Below are 20,057 nucleotides of genomic sequence, written 5' to 3'. Positions count from 1 at the left end.
CCGGGGACAGGGTAACGTTTTTTCCATGGCTGACTCTTCCGCGCACATCCCTGCCCTCGGTACCCTCCTGACCGCCATGGTCACGCCGTTCACCAAGGACGGCGCAGTGGATTACGACCAGGCGGCAGCGCTGGCCAGCAAGCTGGTCGACGACGGCTGTGACGGACTGGTGGTGACCGGCACCACCGGGGAAACCTCAACGCTGACGGACGAAGAAAACCTCGGCATGTTCCGGGCCGTGAAGGACGCCGTCGGTGGCCGGGCGGCCATCATTGCCGGCACCGGCACCAATGACACCGCGCACTCGGTCCACCTTTCCCAGCAGGCTGCAGCCCTCGGCGTCGACGGGCTCCTCCTGGTGACCCCGTACTACAACAAGCCGAGCCAGGCCGGGGTCCGCGCCCACTTCGAGACCATCGCCTCCGCCGTGGACGTACCCGTCATGCTGTACGACATCCCCGGCCGGTCCTCCATTGCCATCGACCCGGACACCATGATCCGGCTGGCGCAGCACCCCAACATTGTCGCGGTGAAGGACGCCAAGGCGGACTTCGTCGCAGCCACCCGCGTGATGAGCGAGACGGACCTGCTGTTCTACTCCGGTGATGACGGGCTGACCCTGCCATGGATGGCGCTGGGCGCCGTCGGCCTCGTCGGCGTTACCACCCACGTGACCACCCGCCGCTTCCGGGAACTTATCGACGCCATCAACGCCAATGACCTGGGCACTGCCCGCAAGATCAACTTCGAGCTGCAGCCCGTTGTCCGCGCAACCATGACCCGTGTCCAAGGGGCCGTGGCGGCCAAACAGATTCTTAAATGGCAGGGAGTCCTGCCCAACTCGATTGTCCGTTTGCCCCTCGTGGAGCCGGACGAAACCGAGATCGAAACCATCCGCGGGGATTTGGCGGAAGCGGGGCTGGTCTTCTCCTGAGGCTAAGACCGGCACCCTTCCACCTGGAAAGAAGTGCACTATGACCCAAACTGCCCTTACCGGCCTTGTTACCCCTCCGCGCCTGCCCCAAGGCACGCTGCGGATCGTTCCGCTTGGCGGCCTGGGGGAGATCGGCCGGAACATGGCCGTATTCGAAATCGACGGCAAGCTGCTGATCGTGGACTGCGGCGTCCTCTTTCCCGAGGAAACCCAGCCCGGCGTTGACCTGATCCTGCCGGACTTCTCGTACATCGAGGACCGGCTGGACGACGTCGTGGCCGTGGTCCTCACGCACGGCCACGAGGACCACATCGGCGCCGTGCCGTACCTGCTGCGCCTGCGTAACGACATCCCCCTGGTGGGATCGCAGCTGACCCTCGCCCTGATCGAGGCCAAGCTGCAGGAGCACCGTATCCGGCCCTACACCCTGACCGTGGAAGAGGGCCGGGTGGAGAAGTTCGGGCCCTTCGAATGCGAGTTCGTGGCCGTGAACCACTCCATCCCGGACGCCCTGGCCGTGTTCATCCGCACCGCAGGCGGCACTGTCCTGCACACCGGCGACTTCAAGATGGACCAGCTGCCGCTGGACGGACGCATCACCGACCTCCGGCACTTCGCCAAGCTGGGCGAAGAGGGCGTGGACCTCTTCATGGCCGACTCCACCAACGCCGACGTACCCGGATTCACCACGGCGGAGAAGGAAATCGGCCCTACGCTGGAGCGGCTTTTCGGCCAGGCCACCAAGCGCATCATCGTGGCGTCCTTCTCCTCCCACGTGCACCGCGTGCAGCAGGTCCTGGACGCCGCGGCCAAGCACAACCGCAAGGTGGCCTTCGTGGGCCGCTCCATGGTCCGCAACATGGCCATCGCCGAAAAGCTCGGCTACCTGGACGTTCCCGCCGGTTTGGTCGTGGACATCAAGAACATTGACAACCTGCCCGACAACCGTGTGGTGCTCATGTCCACCGGATCCCAGGGTGAGCCCATGGCTGCGCTGTCCCGGATGGCAAATGGCGACCACCGGGTGGTGGTGGGCGACGGCGACACCGTCATCCTTGCTTCCAGCCTCATCCCGGGCAACGAGAATGCGGTGTTCCGCATCATCAATGGCCTCCTCAAACTGGGCGCTGATGTGATCCACAAGGGCAACGCCAAGGTCCACGTGTCCGGCCACGCCGCCGCCGGTGAACTGCTCTACTGCTACAACATTCTTGAGCCCCTGAACGCCATGCCCGTACACGGCGAAACCCGCCACCTGATCGCCAACGGCAAGATCGCCATCGAATCCGGCGTGCCGGAGGCCAGCGTCATCCTCGCGGACAACGGCACGGTCATTGATCTCCATGACCACCAGGCCGACATCGTGGGCCAGGTGGAGGTGGGCTTCGTCTACGTGGACGGCTCCAGCGTGGGCGAGATCACCGATGCGGATCTCAAGGACCGCCGGATCCTGGGCGACGAAGGCTTCATTTCCATCATCACGGTCATCCACCGTGCCACGGGCAAGGTGGTGTCCGGTCCAGAAATCCACGCCCGCGGCGTGGCCGAGGATGACTCAGTCTTCGACGACATCATCCCCAAGATCAACGCGGCGCTGGAGGAAGCAGTCCAGAATCACGCCGACCACACCAGCCAGCAGCTCCAGCAGGTAGTGCGCCGCGTGGTGGGCACCTGGGTCAACCGCAAGCTGCGCCGCAAGCCCATGATCATCCCCGTGGTGCTCGAGGCCTGACAGCACAGCGTTACTGCGTTAGTTGCAGACGCGGAAGGGCCCGGTTCTTCGTGGACCGGGCCCTTCCTCGCGTCCGGACAGGTGCAGCGTGCGCCCGGACGGGCCGCCGGAGGCCCCGATATCCCCGGAATCACAGCATGCTTCCGGTAGCGTGGCTACTATGGCCACACGTACTACTTCCGCGCCCAAAGGTACCGGCAGGGGGAGCGCCGGCAGCAAGTCCGGCAGCTCCGCAGGCCGCGGTACCGGCTCCACCGCCGGCAAGGCAGGGCGCGGCGGCTCATCCAGCACCGCACGCACCCGCCAGCTTCCCGCCGTCGAACACCACCAGCCCTGGCTGCTGCGCGTGGTGGGCGGAGCGTGGCTGGGAATGGGCCACCTGGTGGGCGGGGGAGTGCGCCGCATCGGCCACGACGTCAGCGACCTCCCCGCAGAGGAACGCCGGGACGGCGCCGCCCTGTTCAACCTGGCACTGGGCATCTTCATCGCCACTTTCGCGTGGTGGGGCCTGACTGGCTGGTTCCCGGACGCCGTCTACGCCGTGGTGAACGGCACCTTTGGCTGGATCTCCCTGCTGCTCCCGCTCATGCTTTTCGTCTGCGCCTTCCGGCTGTTCCGCCAGCCCTCCGACGGCCGGGGCAACAACCGGGTGGGCATCGGCTTCCTGATCATGACGTTCGCCGGGTGCGGACTGGCGCACATCCTGGGTGGCCAGCCCACTGTTGCCGACGGGTTCAACGGCCTCCGTAAAGCCGGCGGCATGCTCGGCTTCCTGGCCGCTACGCCGTTGGCCGCCATCCATTCCGCCGTCCCGGTGGTCCTGTACGGCCTGCTGGCATTCGTTTCACTGCTGATCATCACGGCCACCCCGTTCACGGCCATTCCGCGGCGCCTTCACGGAGCCTACGAGCACCTCATGGGCATCGACCTGATGGACCAGGAACACCCCGGGGACAAGCACGACCGCAGCTACCTGGAACGGACGGCACCCGCGGTGGCCAGGAAGAAGAAGCGGAAGCTCTTTGGCAAGAACGAGGAGCCCGAGGCCGGCCTTGAGGGCTATGTGGGCGACGAGGCGTTTGAGCACGCCGTCATCGACGACGACGAGAGCGGACCCGCGCGGCCCGCGCCCGGGGTGCGGCGCCCCACCCAGGCGGAGATCGCCGTCGAAAAGATCAAGGCAGCCCAGGGCCTGGGTGCCGGTTCGCCGGCGTCTCCGGCGGAAAACGCCACCGAGGCAATTCCGCTGGTCATCCCGGATGCCGCTGCTCCCGGCAAGGCCGCCGCCGCGCCCACGGTCCCCTCTAACCCCGTGGCCCCCGCGCCGCCGCCCGTTCCCATCCCGCAGCGGACGGAACAGCTGTCGCTCGCCGGGGACGTCACGTACACCCTCCCTGCCTCGGACTACCTGACGCCCGGCTCCATCCCCAAGGAGCGCACCGAAGCCAATGACGCCGTCGTCGCTGCCCTGACCGACACCCTCCAGCAGTTCAACGTCGATGCCACCGTCACGGGCTTCAGCCGCGGTCCCACCGTCACCCGGTACGAAATCGAACTGGCGCCCGGTACCAAGGTGGAACGCGTCACCGCGCTGTCCAAGAACATTTCCTATGCCGTCGCTTCGAGCGATGTCCGCATCCTGAGCCCCATCCCGGGCAAATCGGCGATTGGCATCGAGATCCCCAATACCGACCGTGAGACGGTGTCCCTGGGCGACGTGCTGCGCAGCCAGAACGCCCGCCGCACGGACCACCCGATGGTGATGGGCGTGGGCAAGGACGTCGAGGGCGGCTACGTGGTGGCCAACCTGGCCAAGATGCCGCACCTCCTGGTGGCCGGCGCAACCGGCGCCGGTAAGTCGTCCTTCGTGAACTCCATGATCACCTCCATCCTGATGCGCGCCACCCCGGATGAGGTGCGCATGGTCATGGTGGACCCCAAACGCGTGGAACTGACCGCCTATGAAGGCGTTCCGCACCTGATCACGCCCATCATCACCAACCCCAAGAAAGCCGCCGAAGCGCTGCAGTGGGTGGTCCGCGAGATGGACGCCCGCTACGACGACCTCGCCAACTACGGGTTCAAGCACATCGACGACTTCAACAAGGCCGTGCGCGCCGGCAAGGTCCAGCCGCCGGTGGACTCCAAGCGCGTCATCCGGCCCTACCCGTACCTGCTGGTAATCGTCGACGAGCTGGCCGACCTCATGATGGTGGCCCCACGCGACGTCGAAGACTCGATCGTCCGAATCACCCAGCTTGCGCGTGCCGCCGGCATCCACCTTGTGCTGGCCACCCAGCGTCCGTCCGTGGACGTGGTCACCGGGCTCATCAAGGCCAACGTGCCCTCGCGCATGGCCTTCGCCACGTCCTCCGTCACCGACTCCCGCGTGGTCCTGGACCAGCCCGGTGCCGAGAAGCTCATCGGCCAGGGCGACGCGCTCTTCCTGCCGATGGGTGCGTCCAAGGCCATGCGTGTCCAGGGCGCCTGGGTCACCGAGTCGGAAATCCATAAGGTCGTGGAACACGTCAAGGGGCAGCTCCAGGCCAGCTACCGCGACGACGTCGCTGCTGAGGCGCCCAAGAAGCAGATCGACGACGACATCGGGGACGACCTCGAGGTGCTGCTGCAGGCCACCGAACTTGTGGTCACGACCCAGTTCGGCTCCACCTCGATGCTCCAGCGCAAACTCCGCGTCGGGTTCGCCAAGGCCGGACGGCTCATGGACCTGCTCGAATCCCGGGGCGTAGTGGGCCCCTCGGAGGGGTCCAAGGCGCGCGACGTGCTGGTCAAGCCTGACGACCTCGCCGCCGTCCTCGCCGCGATGAAGGGCCAGGAGGCGCCGGCCGTTGCCGATTCACAGACGGCCGCGCTCAGCGACAATGCCAACGCCAACATCGCCCAGGGTGGCTACGCCGAGGACCTGGTGGCCACCGACCTGGACCAGAGGAAACAGAAGGTGGAATATTACGACGGCTCGGATTCCGCTCCCGGCGGCTACGGCGATGACGACGACGGATCCGAAGACGCCTGGTCCCTCACCGGACGGTAGCCCGGTAGCCTAGGAACGTGACTAGTACCGATGCATCCGCCGCCGGCCAGGGCCGTGCCGGGGTCTGGAACCTCCCCAATGTCCTGACCATGATCCGCATCGCGCTGGTCCCGTTCTTCGTGTGGTTCCTCGTGGCGGACGCGCCCGGGCTGGACAGCACCTCCGGACCCTGGCGCTGGGCAGCAGTGGCGACGTTCGCCGTCGCCATCTACACGGACAAGCTCGACGGCGACATCGCCAGGAGCCGGAACCTCGTCACGGACTTTGGCAAGATCGCCGACCCCATCGCAGACAAGCTGCTGACAGGCTCCGCGCTGGTGATGCTCTCCTTGCTGGGCGAGTTGCCCTGGTGGGCCACCCTGGTTATCCTGGTCCGGGAATGGGGCATCACCGCCCTGCGCTTCTTCGTGATCCGCTATGGGGTCATCCCCGCCTCGCGGGGCGGCAAGCTCAAGACCGTGGTGCAGACCGCAGCGATCTTCCTGTACCTCCTGCCTTTCGGGGCATTCGCGCCGTGGATGTCCTGGCTGGCGTTTGCGGTGATGATGGCTGCCGTGGCAATTACGTTGTGGACCGGCGTCGAATATGTGGTCCAGGCCCTGCGTCTTCGTGCCAAAGGCAAGCGGCAGGCAGCGACCGGGACAGGGCAGGAACAGGCATGAGCAACCTCCACCGCCTGGCCGCTGAGGCCGTCCGGCAAGCGCTCGGCTCCGGGCAGACCATTGCCACCGCGGAGTCGTTGACGGCCGGGATGGTGTCCGCCGTCCTTGCCGACACGCCCGGTGCCTCAGGCATGCTGCAGGGCGGAGTTGTTGCCTACCAGAATTCCGTGAAGGAAGCGGTGCTGCACGTCCCCGCCAACCTCCTGGCCCGCGCCGGCTCCGTGGACCCTGACGTTGCCCGTGCCATGGCAGCCGGGGCACGCACGGTCCTTGGCGCCGACGTCGGGCTTTCCACCACCGGGGTGGCCGGCCCTGATGCCCATGACGGCAAGCCCGTGGGGCGGGTTTACATCGGCATTGCCACTGCGGCCGGAACCGCAGGTTTCGAATACTCCTTTACGGGCAGCAGGCCCGACATCCGGGCAGCAGCCTGCGCCGCCGCCCTGGAACGGCTCCTGGAGGCACTGTCTGCCTGAAGCTGGTGGCCAGAAGTTACCGGGCGTAAAGTTGACGGGAACAAAAGCCGGTACCGATTAGTTATTACATTGTGTCGCTTCCGGATAGCGGAGGCGCCTAGGATGAAATGACCACGACGGTCCGCCCCTCGGCGGACCTGACCAATGAGGGAGCAAGGCGATACAGATGGTAAAGCAGCCCGTATCCGTAAACGGCGTTGTCCGCTGGAAGGATGTGGGCCTCGCCGAACAGGCTAAGAGCGAACAGAAGGAGCGCAAGATGGTAGTACTTCGTCACGAAATTGGTGATGTCCTGCGCGATGTCCGCCAGCGTCAGGGGCGCACGCTCCGTGAAGTCTCGCACAGCGCCCGAGTCTCCCTGGGGTACCTCAGCGAAGTGGAACGCGGCCAGAAGGAAGCATCGTCAGAGCTTCTGTCCTCGATCTGCTCGGCACTCGATGTTCCGCTGTCAAGCATGCTCCGTGAGGTCAGCGACCGTGTGGCAGTGGCCGAAGGCGTCGCGGTTCCGGACACCGTTCCGCAGGAATTCTCCCAGCGGTACGGCCGTGACCTGGAACGCGACCTCAACACTGAACTGAACGACGAACTCTCAACGGGCCTTCTCTCCGGCGCCCGGTAAAGTCAGCCCCCACCGAAGGTGGGCCTGGCATGCAGGAAGCCCCCGGCCAGTTCACTGGCCGGGGGCTTCCTGCATGCCCACAGGTAGTCGACTTCGCCGGCCGCTTGTTGCTGCTGCCGCCTATTCCTCCTCGTCAGGGGATGCGGGGGCGCCTTCCCTGGGGAATCCGTCACGCTCGTAGGTGGAGTTCAGCTTGGCCATGTAGCGCGCCAGTTCCTGCAGGTCCTCCACCGGCCACTCACGCAGCCGTTCCTGGAAAACCTGGCGCCGTGCGTCCTGGACCTGATGCATTTTCTCCTCGCCCTTCGGCGTCAGCCGGATCGACTGCGCCCGGCGGTCCAGGGGATCCGCTTCCTTCGACACGAGTCCCAGGCTTTCAAGGAAGGCAATCTGCCGGCTGACCGACGGCTTCCCCACCCCGATGTTCATGGCAAGCTCGGTCAGGCGGATGGGTCCCTCGCGGCGGATGACCGTCAACAGTCCGTACGCGGCAGGTTCCATATCCGGGTGGACCTCGCGCGAGAGCTGGTTGGAGATGGCCCTGGCCCGCCGCCAGAAGAGGCTGATCTGGTGTTCGACATTCTGCAGTGCGGTATCGGCGGCATCATCGCCTGCGTCCTGCTGCGGCGGGAGATCCGGGGGGTTGCTCATGGCAACAATTCTAGGGTCCGCAATCATGAGAGGATTTACCGATGCGAATCAGCGAGTACTGGCGTCTGATGGATGACGAGTTCGGGGCGGGGTACTCCCGCGTGCTGAGCAGTACCCTGGTCCTTGCCGACGTAGGCGGGCGCACCGCCGACCAGGCCCTGGCCGCAGGCGTCGAGCCGCGCAAGGTCTGGCTGGCAGTCTGCACTGTCCAGGATGTGCCGGCCGAACGGCGGCTGGGCCGGGACATAGCCCCGCGCCGCGATTAATCCGGCTGCGCTTGCGGGTGCTGACACGCCGCAGGACCCTCATTCTTCGAATACCTGTTCGGATAACGCTATGCTTTTTCTATTGGGTTTATCCACATAGCCGTTGTCCTCAGGCCGGAATGTCAGTGGGTCCCATTAGCGTCAGAGATGACCAATAAAACGGCCGCGAAGGCCACCATCGAGAAAGCATTAGAGGTGTCAACCATGGCGGCAGCCCCGGATCGTGCAAAAGCGCTGGAAGCAGCGCTTGCCCAGATTGACAAGCAGTTCGGCAAGGGCTCGGTCATGCGCCTGGGTGACGAAGTGCGCGCCCCGATCGAAGTCATTCCCACCGGCTCCATCGCACTGGACGTCGCCCTTGGCATTGGCGGCCTTCCCCGCGGCCGCGTGGTTGAGATCTACGGTCCGGAATCTTCCGGTAAAACCACCGTAGCGCTGCACGCCGTGGCCAACGCGCAGCGGCTGGGCGGCATTGCCGCCTTCATCGACGCTGAGCACGCCCTGGACCCGGAGTACGCCGCCAAGCTTGGGGTGGATACGGATGCGCTCCTCGTCTCCCAGCCGGACACCGGTGAGCAGGCCTTGGAGATCATGGACATGCTGATCGGTTCGGGCTCGCTCGATGTCATCGTCATCGACTCCGTTGCCGCCCTGGTACCCCGCGCCGAAATCGAAGGCGACATGGGAGACAGCCACGTGGGCCTCCAGGCACGGCTCATGAGTCAGGCCCTGCGTAAGATTACCGGCCGCCTGAGCCAGACCAAGACCACCGCCATCTTCATCAACCAGCTCCGTGAAAAAATCGGTGTCTTCTTCGGTTCCCCCGAAACCACCACCGGTGGTAAAGCCCTGAAGTTCTATGCGTCGATCCGCATTGACGTCCGGCGGATCCAGACCCTCAAGGAGGGCGCAGATTCCGTCGGCAACCGGACCAAGGCCAAGATCGTCAAGAACAAGATGGCCCCGCCTTTCAAGGTGGCCGAGTTCGACATCATCTACGGCCAGGGCATCTCCCGCGAAGGCGGCATCATCGACATGGGTGTGGAGCACGGCATCATCAAGAAGTCCGGATCCTGGTTCACCTACGACGGTGACCAGCTGGGCCAGGGCATGGAGAACTCCCGCCGGTTCCTCCGCGACAACCCCGAACTCGCTGCGGAACTGGAACGCCTCATCAAGGAGAAGCTCGGTGTCGGGGTAAAGCCCGCCGTGGAGGAGTCCAAGGACGCGCCAAAGCTGAAAGCCGTCGACGGGTTCTAGCCCTTGACCGGACCACGTTCACGACGGGCCCGTTCCGGCAGCCCTTCTCCAGGGCCGTCGGACGGCTTCGCCGTTCCTGAGGATCCGCAGGCTGTCGACGCCGAACCGGATCCTTTTACGGCCGCGCAGACCATTGTGTACCGGCAGCTCACGGCAGCACCCAAGAGCAGGCTGCAGCTCGCCCGGAAACTGGCAGAGCGGAATATCCCGGAACAGGTCGCCGAAGCGGTGCTGGACAAGTTTCAGGAGGTCCGCCTGATCAATGACGCCGAGTTTGCGGACATGTGGGTCAGGAGCCGGTCCCAGTCCCGCAAGCTCGCCAAGGGGGCCCTCCGGCGCGAACTCGCGGAGAAGGGCATTGATCCGGAAACTGCGGCTGCTGCCCTGGGTCAACTGACCGACGCCGAGGAGGAAGCCGCGGCGCGCACGCTGGTGGAGCGCAAGCTTCGGCCCGGAACCGATATGTCCGATCAAGCGGAACGGGACAAAGCCGTCCGGCGGTTGGCCTCCATGCTGGCGAGGAAGGGCTACCAGCCATCCCAGGCGTTCCGGATTGTCAACGAAGTCCTGGATTCCCGGCAGGATCCCGACAGCGGCATGCTCCAAAGCCGTTACCCTTAACTGGTGAGTTTGACCATTCCTTCCCCCCGTTCCGGTGCTGCCGCGTCCGTTGAGCCAAATGCCCTTTCGCAAACCGGCGCCGTGCCGCAATCCGGTACCGCGCAGCCGCGTACTTACCAGGTCCGCACGTTCGGTTGCCAGATGAACGTGCACGACTCGGAGCGCATGGCCGGCATGCTTGAGGATGCGGGCTATGTTCCGGCGGATGGCGAACATGCCGATGTGGTGGTGTTCAATACCTGCGCTGTGCGGGAAAACGCCGACAACAAGCTCTACGGGAACCTCGGCATCCTTGCCCCCGTGAAGGCCGCCAACCCCGGCATGCAGATCGCCGTGGGCGGGTGCCTGGCCCAGAAGGACCGCGAAACCATCCTCAAGAAGGCACCATGGGTGGACGCAGTTTTCGGCACTCACAACGTCGGTGCCCTGCCAGCCCTCCTGGACCGCGCACGGCACAACAACGAGGCCCAGCTGGAGATCCTGGAGTCCCTGGACGTCTTCCCGTCCACCCTCCCCACAAAGCGCGACTCCGTCTACTCCGGCTGGGTGTCCATCTCTGTCGGCTGCAACAACACCTGCACGTTCTGCATCGTGCCGGCCCTCCGCGGCAAGGAGAAGGACCGCCGGCCAGGGGATATCCTCGCCGAAATCCAGGCGCTCGTGGACGATGGCGCCATCGAAGTGACCCTCCTCGGCCAGAACGTCAACTCCTACGGTGTCGAATTCGGGGACCGCCAGGCTTTCTCCAAACTCCTCCGCGCCTGCGGCGAAATCGAGGGGCTTGAACGCGTCCGCTTCACCAGCCCGCACCCTGCCGCCTTCACCGATGACGTCATCGATGCCATGGCAGAGACACCCAACGTGATGCCGCAGCTTCACATGCCGCTGCAGTCCGGTTCGGACCGCATCCTCCGGGCCATGAAGCGTTCGTACCGGTCCACGAAATTCCTGGGCATCCTGGACAAGGTCCGGGACAGGATCCCGCACGCCGCCATCTCCACCGACATCATTGTCGGGTTCCCTGGTGAAACCGAAGAGGATTTCCAGGCAACGCTGGACGTGGTGGAAGAGTCTCGCTTTGCCACCGCCTTCACGTTCCAGTATTCGAAGCGCCCGGGCACGCCCGCTGCCGAACTGCCGGAGCAGCTGCCAAAGGCCGTGGTCCAGGAACGCTTCGAACGCCTCACCGCCCTGCAGGACCGGATCGCCGCCGAGGAGAACCGGAAGCAGCTCGGCCGGAGGCTGGAGGTCATGGTCACCGCGCAGTCCGGTCGGAAGTCGGAGGAAACCCACCGCTTGTCCGGCCGCTCCCAGGACCAGCGGCTGGTGCACTTCTCGGTCCCGGACGGCGCTCCGGCCCCCAGGCCCGGGGACCTGGTCACCGTCACCATTACCGAGGCCGCGGCCTTCCACCTGGTGGCCGATCCCACGCTTGAGGACTACAGCCTGCGCCGGTCGCGGGCTGGGGACGCGTGGGACAGGTCCCGGGCCGACTCCTGCGGGGCGCCGGCCCCCCGTTCCGGCGCTGGACCGGCGGCTGTCTCCCTCGGCATGCCCTCGCTGCCGTTGCGCACCCGCTGAAGTTGGCAGCCCCGCCCGTCATCGCCGTCGTCGGCCCTACCGGCTCCGGCAAGTCCGACCTCGCCGTCAGCCTTGCCCTCGAACTGGATGGCGAGGTCATCAATGCTGACGCCATGCAGTTCTACCGCGGAATGGACATCGGCACCGCGAAAATCACGATGGCCGAGCGCAGGGGAGTGCCGCACCACCTCCTGGACATCCTGGACGTAACCCAGGAAGCCAGCGTGTCCGACTTCCAGCAACAGGCCCGCGACGTCATCGACGACATCCATGCCCGCGGCAGGCGCGCAATTCTCGCCGGCGGCTCCGGGCTGTACGTGCGGGCCGCCCTGGATGTCCTGGAGTTCCCGGGTACAGACCCCGCACTGCGTGCACGGCTCGAGGCGGACCATGCGCAACTTGGCACCCAGGCGCTCCTGGCCAGGCTGCAAGCAGTGGATCCGGTATCGGCGGGCAGGGTCTCGGACGCCCGCCGGATCATCCGGGCCCTCGAGGTCCAGGAACTCACCGGAAGGCCCTTCAGCTCCTTCATGCCCCGCCGCGAGTACTACCGGCCCGCCACCCAGGTGGGCCTCGGCGTGGACCGTGAGGTCCTCCGGGAGCGGCTGGCAGTACGGGTGCACCGGATGGTGGACGCCGGGCTGCTGGACGAGGTCCGGCTGCTCGACGCCCGGGGCCTGCGGCGCGGCAAAACGGCATCCCGCGCACTCGGCTATTCGCAGTTCCTGCGGGTCCTGGACGGCACATCAACCATTGAGGATGCCGCGGAGGAAACCATCGTGGCCACCCGGCAGTTTGCCCGCCGGCAACTGACCTGGTTCCGCGCCGACCCCCGCATCGCCTGGCTCGACTGGCACGATCCGGAGCTCGTCAGCAAGGCAACGGCACTGTGCATATAGGGCCGTGCCAACGGGCTGCGGTTTCAGCACCGGCAGCATCCGCCGCTACGCTTGGGACCATGAATGCTACCCCCGCAGAAACCACCGGGCCCGCCCTGCGCACACTGAGCGGAATCCGCTTTTCCAAGGGGCACGGCACCGGCAACGACTTTGTCCTGGTAGCCGATCCTGAGGGAACCCGAACCATTGGCGCCGACCAGGCCGCCGCACTCTGCGACCGGCACCGGGGGATCGGCGCTGATGGCCTGATCAGGGCTGTCCCGTCCCGTTTCCTGCCGGAAGGCCAGGAACTGCTCGCGGGGGCCCCGGACGCGGAATGGTTCATGGATTACCGCAACGCCGACGGCTCGCTGTCCGAAATGTGCGGCAACGGGGTGCGGGTTTTCGTCCACTTCCTCAGGACCGAGGGCCTCATTGACCTGCCCGACGGCGGATCGCTCACCATCGGCACCCGCGGCGGGGTGAAGACCGTGGTCCGGACCGGGGACGGCTATGCGGTGGACATGGGGCCCTGGGAGTTCATCTTCCCCGGGGAAGCCAGCGCCAAGGCCATGGATTCCCTGGTCACTGCCGACGGGCTGGAAGTTCCCCGGCCGGCTCTCTCCGTCAGCATGGGCAACCCGCACACCGTGGTGGCCCTCGCGGAACTCACCGAGCTCGCGGGCACCCGGCTCTTCACCGCGCCGAAGGTCGATCCCGTACCGGTGAACGGGACCAACGTGGAGTTCGTGGTTCCCGCGGAGCCGCTGGTCCATGACGGCGTCGGCTCAGTGACCATGCGGGTCCACGAGCGCGGGGTTGGGGAGACCCAATCCTGCGGAACGGGCGCGTGTGCCGCCGCCGTCGCAATCCGCCACTGGGCGGGCGCTGAAGCGCCTGATGCCTGGCGTGTCCACGTTCCCGGAGGAGTGGTGGGCGTGAAATTCTTTGCCGGCCCCGGCGGACACGAGCACGTGGAGCTCAGCGGCCCAGCCGTCATTGTGGCGAGCGGGACGCTTTCGTGACTTTCAGGATCCGGAAGGACTTTGACGTTGACTCGCGGGTCACCGTGAATGAGCTGTCCAGTTCGGTAGCCAACCAGCGCTGAAGGGAATCCGAGCCCAGGTTCTTCTGCACTACCAGCCATGCCGTACCGCCGTCTGCCAGGCGCGGAAGCCAGAGCTTGAGCAGGGCATGCAACTCGTCCTTGCCGATCCTGATGGGCGGGTTGGACCAGATGGTGTCGAAGCGAACGTCGGCGTCCACCGCCTCCGGCGTGCTGGCGACGACGTTGGACAGTCCCAGCGCGGCGGCGTTTTCGTTGGTCAGGGCAATACAGCGTTCGTTGACGTCCACCGCATAGACCTTTGACGCAGGCGCCAGCAGTGCCATGGTGAGTGCAATGGGCCCCCAGCCGCACCCGATGTCCAGTAGGTTCCCCTGGGGGTGCGGGGCAGGGACCTCGGCCAGGAGCACCGTAGTGCCCTTATCGATTCCGTCCGGGCTGAAGATGCCCGTGGACGTCTGGAGCCGGCGCGTTTCACCGGCCAATTCCACCGTGAGGGGTTTGCGGGTAAAGGGGCGGGCCGGGGAGGTACTGAAATAGTGTGCGGACTCCATAACTGGCCAGAGTAGTTCCCCTTGCAGCGTAATGGGAAACCGTGCCGGAGTGCCCTCTGCTAGGCTGGATGGCATGTTCCTGATCTTCGAGTAGCCGGCACGGGCCACGCCCGTCCCGCAGCCTGTCCTCCAGCGACAGCCCGTCCCGCAGCGACGCAGGTTTCCAGCCTTCCGCTTGTGCACCGGCCCAGACTTCCTGGTCTGTCCGGCCGCCGGACAATACTCGAAAGTCAGCCCCCTGCTGCATTTCCCGCCATTTTCCGGCCCTCTTTAGCCCTGCCGCCGTCCCGACGCGGCATCCCCGGCCCCGGCATCGCAGCCGGCGGACCCATAACCAGGAGAAATGCATGACCGCAGGCCGTAAGCCCAGCGCGAATACGTTCCAACTTCCAACCAATCAGCACTATTCTGGAATTGCCGAATCTTCAAAGGAGACCATGACCAGCCAGCCCAACACCGGTTCCGATCCAGCCGCCCAGGACATGAGTCCGCAGGAGATCCAGGCTGTTATCGACCGGATCCTCGCCAAGGACGTCCCGGCCAAGAATGTCAGCACGCCCGGCGGTGAAGGCAGCGGCAACGGAAAAGCGGTGCTCGGCAAGGCACAGGCCATTTCCCGCGTTGACGAAGAACACTCAACGTACGACGGCGACCAGCAGGACCTTGAGGAACGGCGCGCCCTGCGCCGCAGGGCAGGCCTGTCCACCGAACTCGAAGATGTCACCGAAGTCGAGTACCGCCAGCTGCGCCTGGAGCGCGTGGTCCTGGCCGGGCTTTGGTCCGAGGGAACGCTTGCCGACGCCGAAAACTCGCTGCGTGAGCTTGCAGCCCTCGCCGAGACTGCCGGTTCGGAGGTCCTGGACGGGCTGGTGCAGCGCCGGGACAAGCCGGACCCCGGAACCTTCCTGGGTTCAGGCAAGGCACTGGAGCTCAAGGACATTGTCATGTCGACGGGTGCGGACACCGTGGTGGTGGACGCCGAACTGGCACCTTCCCAGCGTCGTGGCCTTGAAGACATCGTCAAGGTCAAGGTCATCGACCGGACGGCCCTGATCCTGGACATCTTCGCCCAGCACGCCAAGAGCCGCGAAGGCAAAGCCCAGGTGGAGCTGGCGCAGCTGGAATACCTGCTTCCCCGCCTGCGCGGCTGGGGCGACTCCATGTCCCGCCAGGCCGGTGGCCAGGTCGGCGGCGCTGCCGCCGGCATGGGCTCCCGCGGCCCCGGTGAAACCAAGATCGAACTGGACCGGCGCCGGATCCGTACCCGCATGGCGAAGCTGCGGCGCGAAATCGCCGCAATGAAGCCGGCACGCGAGACCAAGCGGGCCAACCGCCGTCGTAATGAAGTGCCCTCCGTGGCGATTGCCGGGTACACCAACGCCGGCAAGTCCTCGCTGCTCAACCGGCTCACGGACGCCGGCGTCCTCGTGGAGAACGCACTGTTCGCCACGCTGGATCCCACCGTCCGCAAGGCCGAAACCGCGGACGGCCTGGGGTACACCCTGGCCGACACCGTTGGATTCGTCCGTTCGCTGCCCACCCAGTTGGTGGAAGCCTTCCGCTCCACCCTCGAGGAGGTAGCGGACTCGGACCTGATCCTGCACGTGGTGGACGCTTCGCACCCCGACCCCGAAGGACAGATCGCTGCGGTCCGGAAAGTCTTCAGCGAAGTTGACGCCCGCAAGGTGCCGGAGATCATCGTCTTGAACAAGGCCGACGCGGCCGACCCCTTCGTGGTGGAGCGGCTGAAGCAGCGCGAACCACGCCACGTGGTGGTCTCGGCCCGCACAGGGGAGGGCATTCCGGAACTGCTGAAGGCCATCAGCGAATCGATTCCCCGGCCCTCGGTCAAGATGGACCTGCTCATCCCGTATGACCGCGGAGACCTGATCAGCAAGCTCCATGAGTCAGACGCCGAAATCCTCAGCGTGGACCACGTCGAGGCAGGCACCAGGGCCGCGGTGAAGGTCAGGGAGGGCCTGGCGTCCGAGTTGCAGCCATTCGTCGTCAATGACTGACCCCGCCGCCGGGGAAGCCGCGCAGACGGCCGGCGAGCAGCTCGTTATCGAACTGCTCGACCGCGCCGTCGCCGGCATGGGCGGGCAAAGCCGCACCGGACAACACGAAATGGCCCTGCAGGTGGCCCGGGCCATCGAAACGGGCAACCATCTGCTGGTCCAGGCAGGCACCGGCACCGGCAAATCGCTGGCCTACCTGGTGCCGCTCATTGCCCATGCCCTGGAAAGCAACAAGCCGGCTCTGGTATCCACGGCCACGCTGGCATTGCAAACCCAGATTGTTGGCAGGGACCTGCCCCGGCTCCTGAAGAACATCACCCCGGCCCTGGAACGGCCGGTCAAGGTTGCCCTGGTGAAGGGGCGGTCCAACTACGTGTGCCGCCACAAACTCGAAGGCGGCTTCCCCTCCGAGGAGCCTTCCGAAGGGCAGCTCTTCTCCTTGGGCGAGGACACCAGCGTTCCGCATTTTGCCGCGGCAGTGGGCGGACCCTCCTCCCAGCTGGGCAAGGAAGTGGTGCGGCTCCGCGAATGGGCGGAGAAGACAGCCACCGGCGACCGGGACGAGCTGCTGCCCGGCGTGACTGACCGTGCCTGGCGCCAGGTCTCAGTGACCTCCATGGAGTGCCTCGGCGCCCAAAAATGCCCCATGGCCGCCGAGTGTTTCAGCGAGCTGGCCCGGCAGGACGCAGCCGAGGCAGATGTCGTGGTGACCAACCACGCCATGCTCGCCGTCAGCGCCTTCGAGGGACTCGCCGTCCTGCCCGAGTACGACGTCGTCGTGGTGGACGAAGCGCACGAATTGCAGGACCGGGTCACTGGAGCCGTGTCCGGGCAGTTGTCCGTAGCCATGGTCCACGCGGCCGCTTCCGGCGCACGGAAACATACCGCCATCACCGTTGATTCCCTGAATGCCGCAGCGGCCAACCTCGAACTGGCCCTCGCAGGCGCACCGAACGGCCTGCTTCCCAACGGCCTGAACGACGAACAGCTGGACTGCGTGGACCAGTTGCGGGAGGCCTGCCGGGCTGCGCTGTCCGATTCCAAGGGGGACAGCACCACCCCGGCCGACGGCGGCCGGCAGCTGGCCCGGTCCCGCCTCATGCTCATCCTGGAACTGTGCGAGCGGCTGATCGCTGCGCGGGAAAACCGGGAAGTAATCTGGTTTTCCCGCGCCAGCACGTTCGATCCCGGCCAGGGATACTCGCAGCCTGATGAGAATGCGCCGGTCCTGATCAACATCGCGCCGTTGTCCGTAGCCGGGAGGCTGCGGGAAGGGCTCTTCGCCGGGCACACCGTCGTCCTGACGTCCGCGACCCTGGCCATCGGCTCGGCGTTTGAACCAGCGGCCGGCGGACTCGGCCTTATTGGCGACGGTGCGCCCAGCTGGACAGGCGTGGACGTGGGCTCGCCCTTCGACTATCCAAAACAGGGCATCCTCTATGTGGCCGGCCACCTGCCAAAGCCCGGCCGCGGCGTTTCCCCGGAAGCGCTGGAGGAACTGGAAGCGCTGATCAAAGCATCAGGCGGGGGAGCCCTGTGCCTGTTTTCATCGCGCCGGGCTGCCGAAGAGGCTGCGGACGCCCTCCGGCCCAAGCTGGACGTGACTGTGCTCTGCCAGGGCGAATCGACCATGGCAGCGCTGGTCAAGCAGTTCGCCGATGAACCGGACACCTGCCTCTTTGGGACTATGTCCCTGTGGCAGGGGGTTGACGTCCCAGGAGGCTCCTGCCGCCTGGTGGTGATTGACCGCATACCGTTCCCCAGGCCGGATGATCCGCTGATGACCGCGCGTTCGCGTGCCGTGGCGCAGGCCGGGGGAAACGGCTTCATGTCCGTCTCGGCCACGCACGCGGCAATCCGGCTGGCACAGGGCGCGGGCCGGCTGATCCGGTCCACCGGAGACAAGGGCGTAGTGGCCGTTCTGGATTCGCGGTTGGCAACAGAGCGGTATGCGGGCTTCCTGCGGGGAGCACTGCCCCCGTTCTGGGCCACCACGGACCGCAGCAAGGCGCTGGCCGCACTGACCAGGCTGGGCGCGGACGCCGCCAGATGATGCCAGCCCCAGATAAGTCCGGGGATGGCAGCGGAGAGCCGGCTACAGGGAACGCAGAACTGAGACCACTTTGCCCATGATGGTGGCGTGGTCGCCAAGGATGGGTTCGTACTGCGTGTTTTGGGGAAGCAGCCACGTGTGGCCGTCGCGCTGCCGGAAGGTCTTGACCGTGGCTTCGTCGTCCAGCAGTGCAGCAACGATGTCCCCGTTGGCGGCGTCCGCCTGGCGCCGCACCACCACCCAGTCGCCGTCGCAGATGGCTGCGTCCACCATGGAATCGCCCGCCACCCTGAGCATGAAAAGTTCGCCCTGGCCAACCAGTTGGCGGGGGAGCGGCATGACATCTTCGACGAGTTGCTCGGCCAGGATGGGCCCGCCGGCAGCAATCCGGCCGACCAGCGGAACCATGGCAGTATCAAGCGCGGTGGGCAGTTCTGCCACGGTGGCACCGCCGCCGGCGGCCTGCGGGGCGGGAGACGTGCCGGCCGCTTTGCCGGTACCGCCGTCCAGCGTCAGGGGCATGAGCACTTCCATGGCGCGTGGCCGCTTGGGGTCGCGGCGCAGGTAACCCAGCTTCTCCAGCTGGGAGAGCTGGTGGGTCACGCTGGACAGGCTCGCCAGGCCAACGGTATCGCCGATCTCACGCATGGAGGGCGGGTACCCGTTCTCATTAACTGAGCGCTGGATGGTTTCCAGGATTTTCTTCTGCCTGGGCGTCAGGCCCTTGGTGGTCCTCTTGGATTGCGGGGCGGTCCTGCCCCCGACGGCTGCTGCTGCCATATTCGCCAATGCCTTTCGCTTGCCGCCGGATCTTCCGCTTGGCACTGTTCGGCAGCGCCCCGGGAGGACTTCCACTGTCATTGTCAGACCCTGCTGTTCAACTTCAGTGGTGGTTGTTCTTTGGTTTCAAAGCTAGGCCAGCCTCATGGCTTTTTCAAACATTTGTTCTAGCGAGTCTCGACATTATTCGTTGATAGGTGCTAAAACTTAACAAGCAAAGTTCGAACATGTGTTCTAACCAGTGCATGCCCTATTCGAAGACGTAGCCGGAAGAAGGTCCCGGCGGTCAATAGCTGGGGCAGCTGGCTGGGCGGACACCCGGGCAGCACGGCAGGTCCAGGAGGGCTCAGTTCATGTCAGCTATATCGCTTCACCATGTTTCACTTTCGGAACGCTTTTCCCTGCAGCGGCGGAATCCTGTGGACCGCCGGACGCCAACAGCCGCAACCTTGCGGCTGACCCGCCGGGGACGGATCGTCCTGATCGGGGTACCGCTTGTACTCCTCGCTGTACTTCTGATGTCGCTGTCCGGACTCTTCAACTCGCCGGCCAAGGCCTCCGATTCCGCTGCCGGTCTTGCAGTGACGCCCACGGTCACTGTGACGGTGCAGGCCGGACAGTCGCTGTGGGCCATCGCAGGTGCGGTTGCTCCGGACCGTGATGCCCGGGACGTAGTGGCGGACATCGTCCAGCTCAACAACCTTTCCGCGGGCGCTGTCCTGCCTGGCCAGCAACTGTTCGTCCCCACACGCTGAGCGGTCTGCCGGCGCAGCCTGCCGCAGGGAATGGCCAGGGCAGGGAACGGGTTGGCGCGGCACACCGCAGCGGCGGGGAATGAGCCGTGGCAGAAAAGG

At 65.7% G+C, this 20,057-nt stretch carries 18 protein-coding genes; 15 read left to right on the top strand and 3 right to left on the bottom strand.

What is annotated here, in order from left to right; translation table 11 throughout:
• Positions 1 to 25: 25 nt before the first annotated feature.
• From dapA to QFZ57_RS17410, 6 genes are all read left to right on the top strand, one after another.
• Positions 26 to 934 (top strand): 4-hydroxy-tetrahydrodipicolinate synthase, encoded by a 909-nt coding sequence (dapA, locus tag QFZ57_RS17435; RefSeq protein WP_306901085.1) that lies wholly within the window; start codon positions 26 to 28, stop codon positions 932 to 934.
• Positions 935 to 974: 40 nt separating this feature from the next.
• Positions 975 to 2,666, top strand: coding sequence for a ribonuclease J (locus QFZ57_RS17430; RefSeq protein WP_306631752.1), 1,692 nt, complete (start codon positions 975 to 977; stop codon positions 2,664 to 2,666).
• 160 nt (positions 2,667 to 2,826) lie between these two features.
• On the top strand, positions 2,827 to 5,718 hold the full coding sequence (locus tag QFZ57_RS17425; protein ID WP_306901084.1) for an FtsK/SpoIIIE family DNA translocase: 2,892 nt from the start codon (positions 2,827 to 2,829) through the stop codon (positions 5,716 to 5,718).
• Positions 5,719 to 5,735: 17 nt separating this feature from the next.
• A complete protein-coding gene (gene pgsA / locus QFZ57_RS17420; RefSeq protein ID WP_306901083.1) occupies positions 5,736 to 6,380 on the top strand; it encodes a CDP-diacylglycerol--glycerol-3-phosphate 3-phosphatidyltransferase in 645 nt (214 codons plus the stop codon).
• Positions 6,377 to 6,856: a CinA family protein gene (locus QFZ57_RS17415; protein WP_306631749.1), complete on the top strand. Its 480-nt coding sequence runs from the start codon at positions 6,377 to 6,379 to the stop codon at positions 6,854 to 6,856. The genes pgsA and QFZ57_RS17415 overlap by 4 nt, the downstream gene beginning before the upstream one ends.
• Positions 6,857 to 7,022: 166 nt before the next feature.
• Positions 7,023 to 7,475 (top strand): helix-turn-helix domain-containing protein, encoded by a 453-nt coding sequence (locus tag QFZ57_RS17410; RefSeq protein ID WP_018771597.1) that lies wholly within the window; start codon positions 7,023 to 7,025, stop codon positions 7,473 to 7,475.
• Between the two features lie 120 nt (positions 7,476 to 7,595).
• Here QFZ57_RS17410 and QFZ57_RS17405 read toward each other — a convergent pair whose 3' ends face one another.
• Positions 7,596 to 8,126 carry a MarR family winged helix-turn-helix transcriptional regulator gene (locus QFZ57_RS17405; RefSeq protein ID WP_306631748.1) on the bottom strand — a complete coding sequence of 177 codons (531 nt, stop codon included), beginning with the start codon at positions 8,124 to 8,126 and terminating at the stop codon, positions 7,596 to 7,598.
• 41 nt (positions 8,127 to 8,167) lie between these two features.
• Between QFZ57_RS17405 and QFZ57_RS17400 the strand changes: the two genes are divergently transcribed.
• The 6 genes from QFZ57_RS17400 (at position 8,168) to dapF (ending at position 13,757) form a co-directional block, all read left to right on the top strand.
• Complete coding sequence (locus tag QFZ57_RS17400) at positions 8,168 to 8,392, top strand: DUF3046 domain-containing protein (protein ID WP_306631747.1); 225 nt, start codon at positions 8,168 to 8,170, stop codon at positions 8,390 to 8,392.
• 204 nt (positions 8,393 to 8,596) lie between these two features.
• A complete protein-coding gene (gene recA / locus QFZ57_RS17395) occupies positions 8,597 to 9,652 on the top strand; it encodes a recombinase RecA (RefSeq protein ID WP_306632554.1) in 1,056 nt (351 codons plus the stop codon).
• Between the two features lie 132 nt (positions 9,653 to 9,784).
• Positions 9,785 to 10,273 carry a regulatory protein RecX gene (locus tag QFZ57_RS17390; RefSeq protein WP_306632553.1) on the top strand — a complete coding sequence of 163 codons (489 nt, stop codon included), beginning with the start codon at positions 9,785 to 9,787 and terminating at the stop codon, positions 10,271 to 10,273.
• 3 nt (positions 10,274 to 10,276) lie between these two features.
• A complete protein-coding gene (gene miaB / locus QFZ57_RS17385; protein ID WP_373461269.1) occupies positions 10,277 to 11,854 on the top strand; it encodes a tRNA (N6-isopentenyl adenosine(37)-C2)-methylthiotransferase MiaB in 1,578 nt (525 codons plus the stop codon).
• A 2-nt stretch (positions 11,855 to 11,856) separates the two neighbouring features.
• Complete coding sequence (gene miaA, locus QFZ57_RS17380; RefSeq protein WP_306631746.1) at positions 11,857 to 12,753, top strand: tRNA (adenosine(37)-N6)-dimethylallyltransferase MiaA; 897 nt, start codon at positions 11,857 to 11,859, stop codon at positions 12,751 to 12,753.
• 59 nt (positions 12,754 to 12,812) lie between these two features.
• A complete protein-coding gene (gene dapF, locus QFZ57_RS17375; RefSeq protein WP_306901082.1) occupies positions 12,813 to 13,757 on the top strand; it encodes a diaminopimelate epimerase in 945 nt (314 codons plus the stop codon).
• Here dapF and QFZ57_RS17370 read toward each other — a convergent pair.
• Positions 13,729 to 14,352 (bottom strand): class I SAM-dependent methyltransferase, encoded by a 624-nt coding sequence (locus tag QFZ57_RS17370; RefSeq protein WP_306901081.1) that lies wholly within the window; start codon positions 14,350 to 14,352, stop codon positions 13,729 to 13,731. The genes dapF and QFZ57_RS17370 overlap by 29 nt on opposite strands.
• Before the next feature lie 437 nt (positions 14,353 to 14,789).
• Here QFZ57_RS17370 and hflX point away from each other — a divergent pair, with 437 nt between their 5' ends.
• Together hflX and QFZ57_RS17360 are read left to right on the top strand one after the other, a co-directional pair.
• Entirely contained in the window at positions 14,790 to 16,370 is a 1,581-nt protein-coding gene (hflX, locus tag QFZ57_RS17365; RefSeq protein WP_306901079.1) for a GTPase HflX, read from the top strand.
• The gene (locus QFZ57_RS17360) at positions 16,363 to 18,423 is read left to right on the top strand and encodes an ATP-dependent DNA helicase (RefSeq protein ID WP_306901078.1); all 2,061 of its coding nucleotides are present in this window, start codon (positions 16,363 to 16,365) and stop codon (positions 18,421 to 18,423) included. The genes hflX and QFZ57_RS17360 overlap by 8 nt, the downstream gene beginning before the upstream one ends.
• Before the next feature lie 42 nt (positions 18,424 to 18,465).
• On the opposite strand, the gene lexA is transcribed toward QFZ57_RS17360, so the two are convergent.
• Entirely contained in the window at positions 18,466 to 19,203 is a 738-nt protein-coding gene (gene lexA / locus QFZ57_RS17355) for a transcriptional repressor LexA (protein WP_306631742.1), read from the bottom strand.
• Between the two features lie 353 nt (positions 19,204 to 19,556).
• Between lexA and QFZ57_RS17350 the strand changes: the two genes are divergently transcribed.
• Positions 19,557 to 19,958 carry a LysM peptidoglycan-binding domain-containing protein gene (locus QFZ57_RS17350; RefSeq protein ID WP_306901077.1) on the top strand — a complete coding sequence of 134 codons (402 nt, stop codon included), beginning with the start codon at positions 19,557 to 19,559 and terminating at the stop codon, positions 19,956 to 19,958.
• The last annotated feature ends 99 nt before the right edge of the window (positions 19,959 to 20,057 follow it).

The sequence above is a fragment of the Arthrobacter sp. B1I2 genome, assembly GCF_030816485.1.
GTDB lineage: Bacteria > Actinomycetota > Actinomycetes > Actinomycetales > Micrococcaceae > Arthrobacter.
The sequence above is the reverse complement of the archived record's forward strand: the minus strand, read 5'-3'. Positions and strand labels throughout refer to the sequence as shown.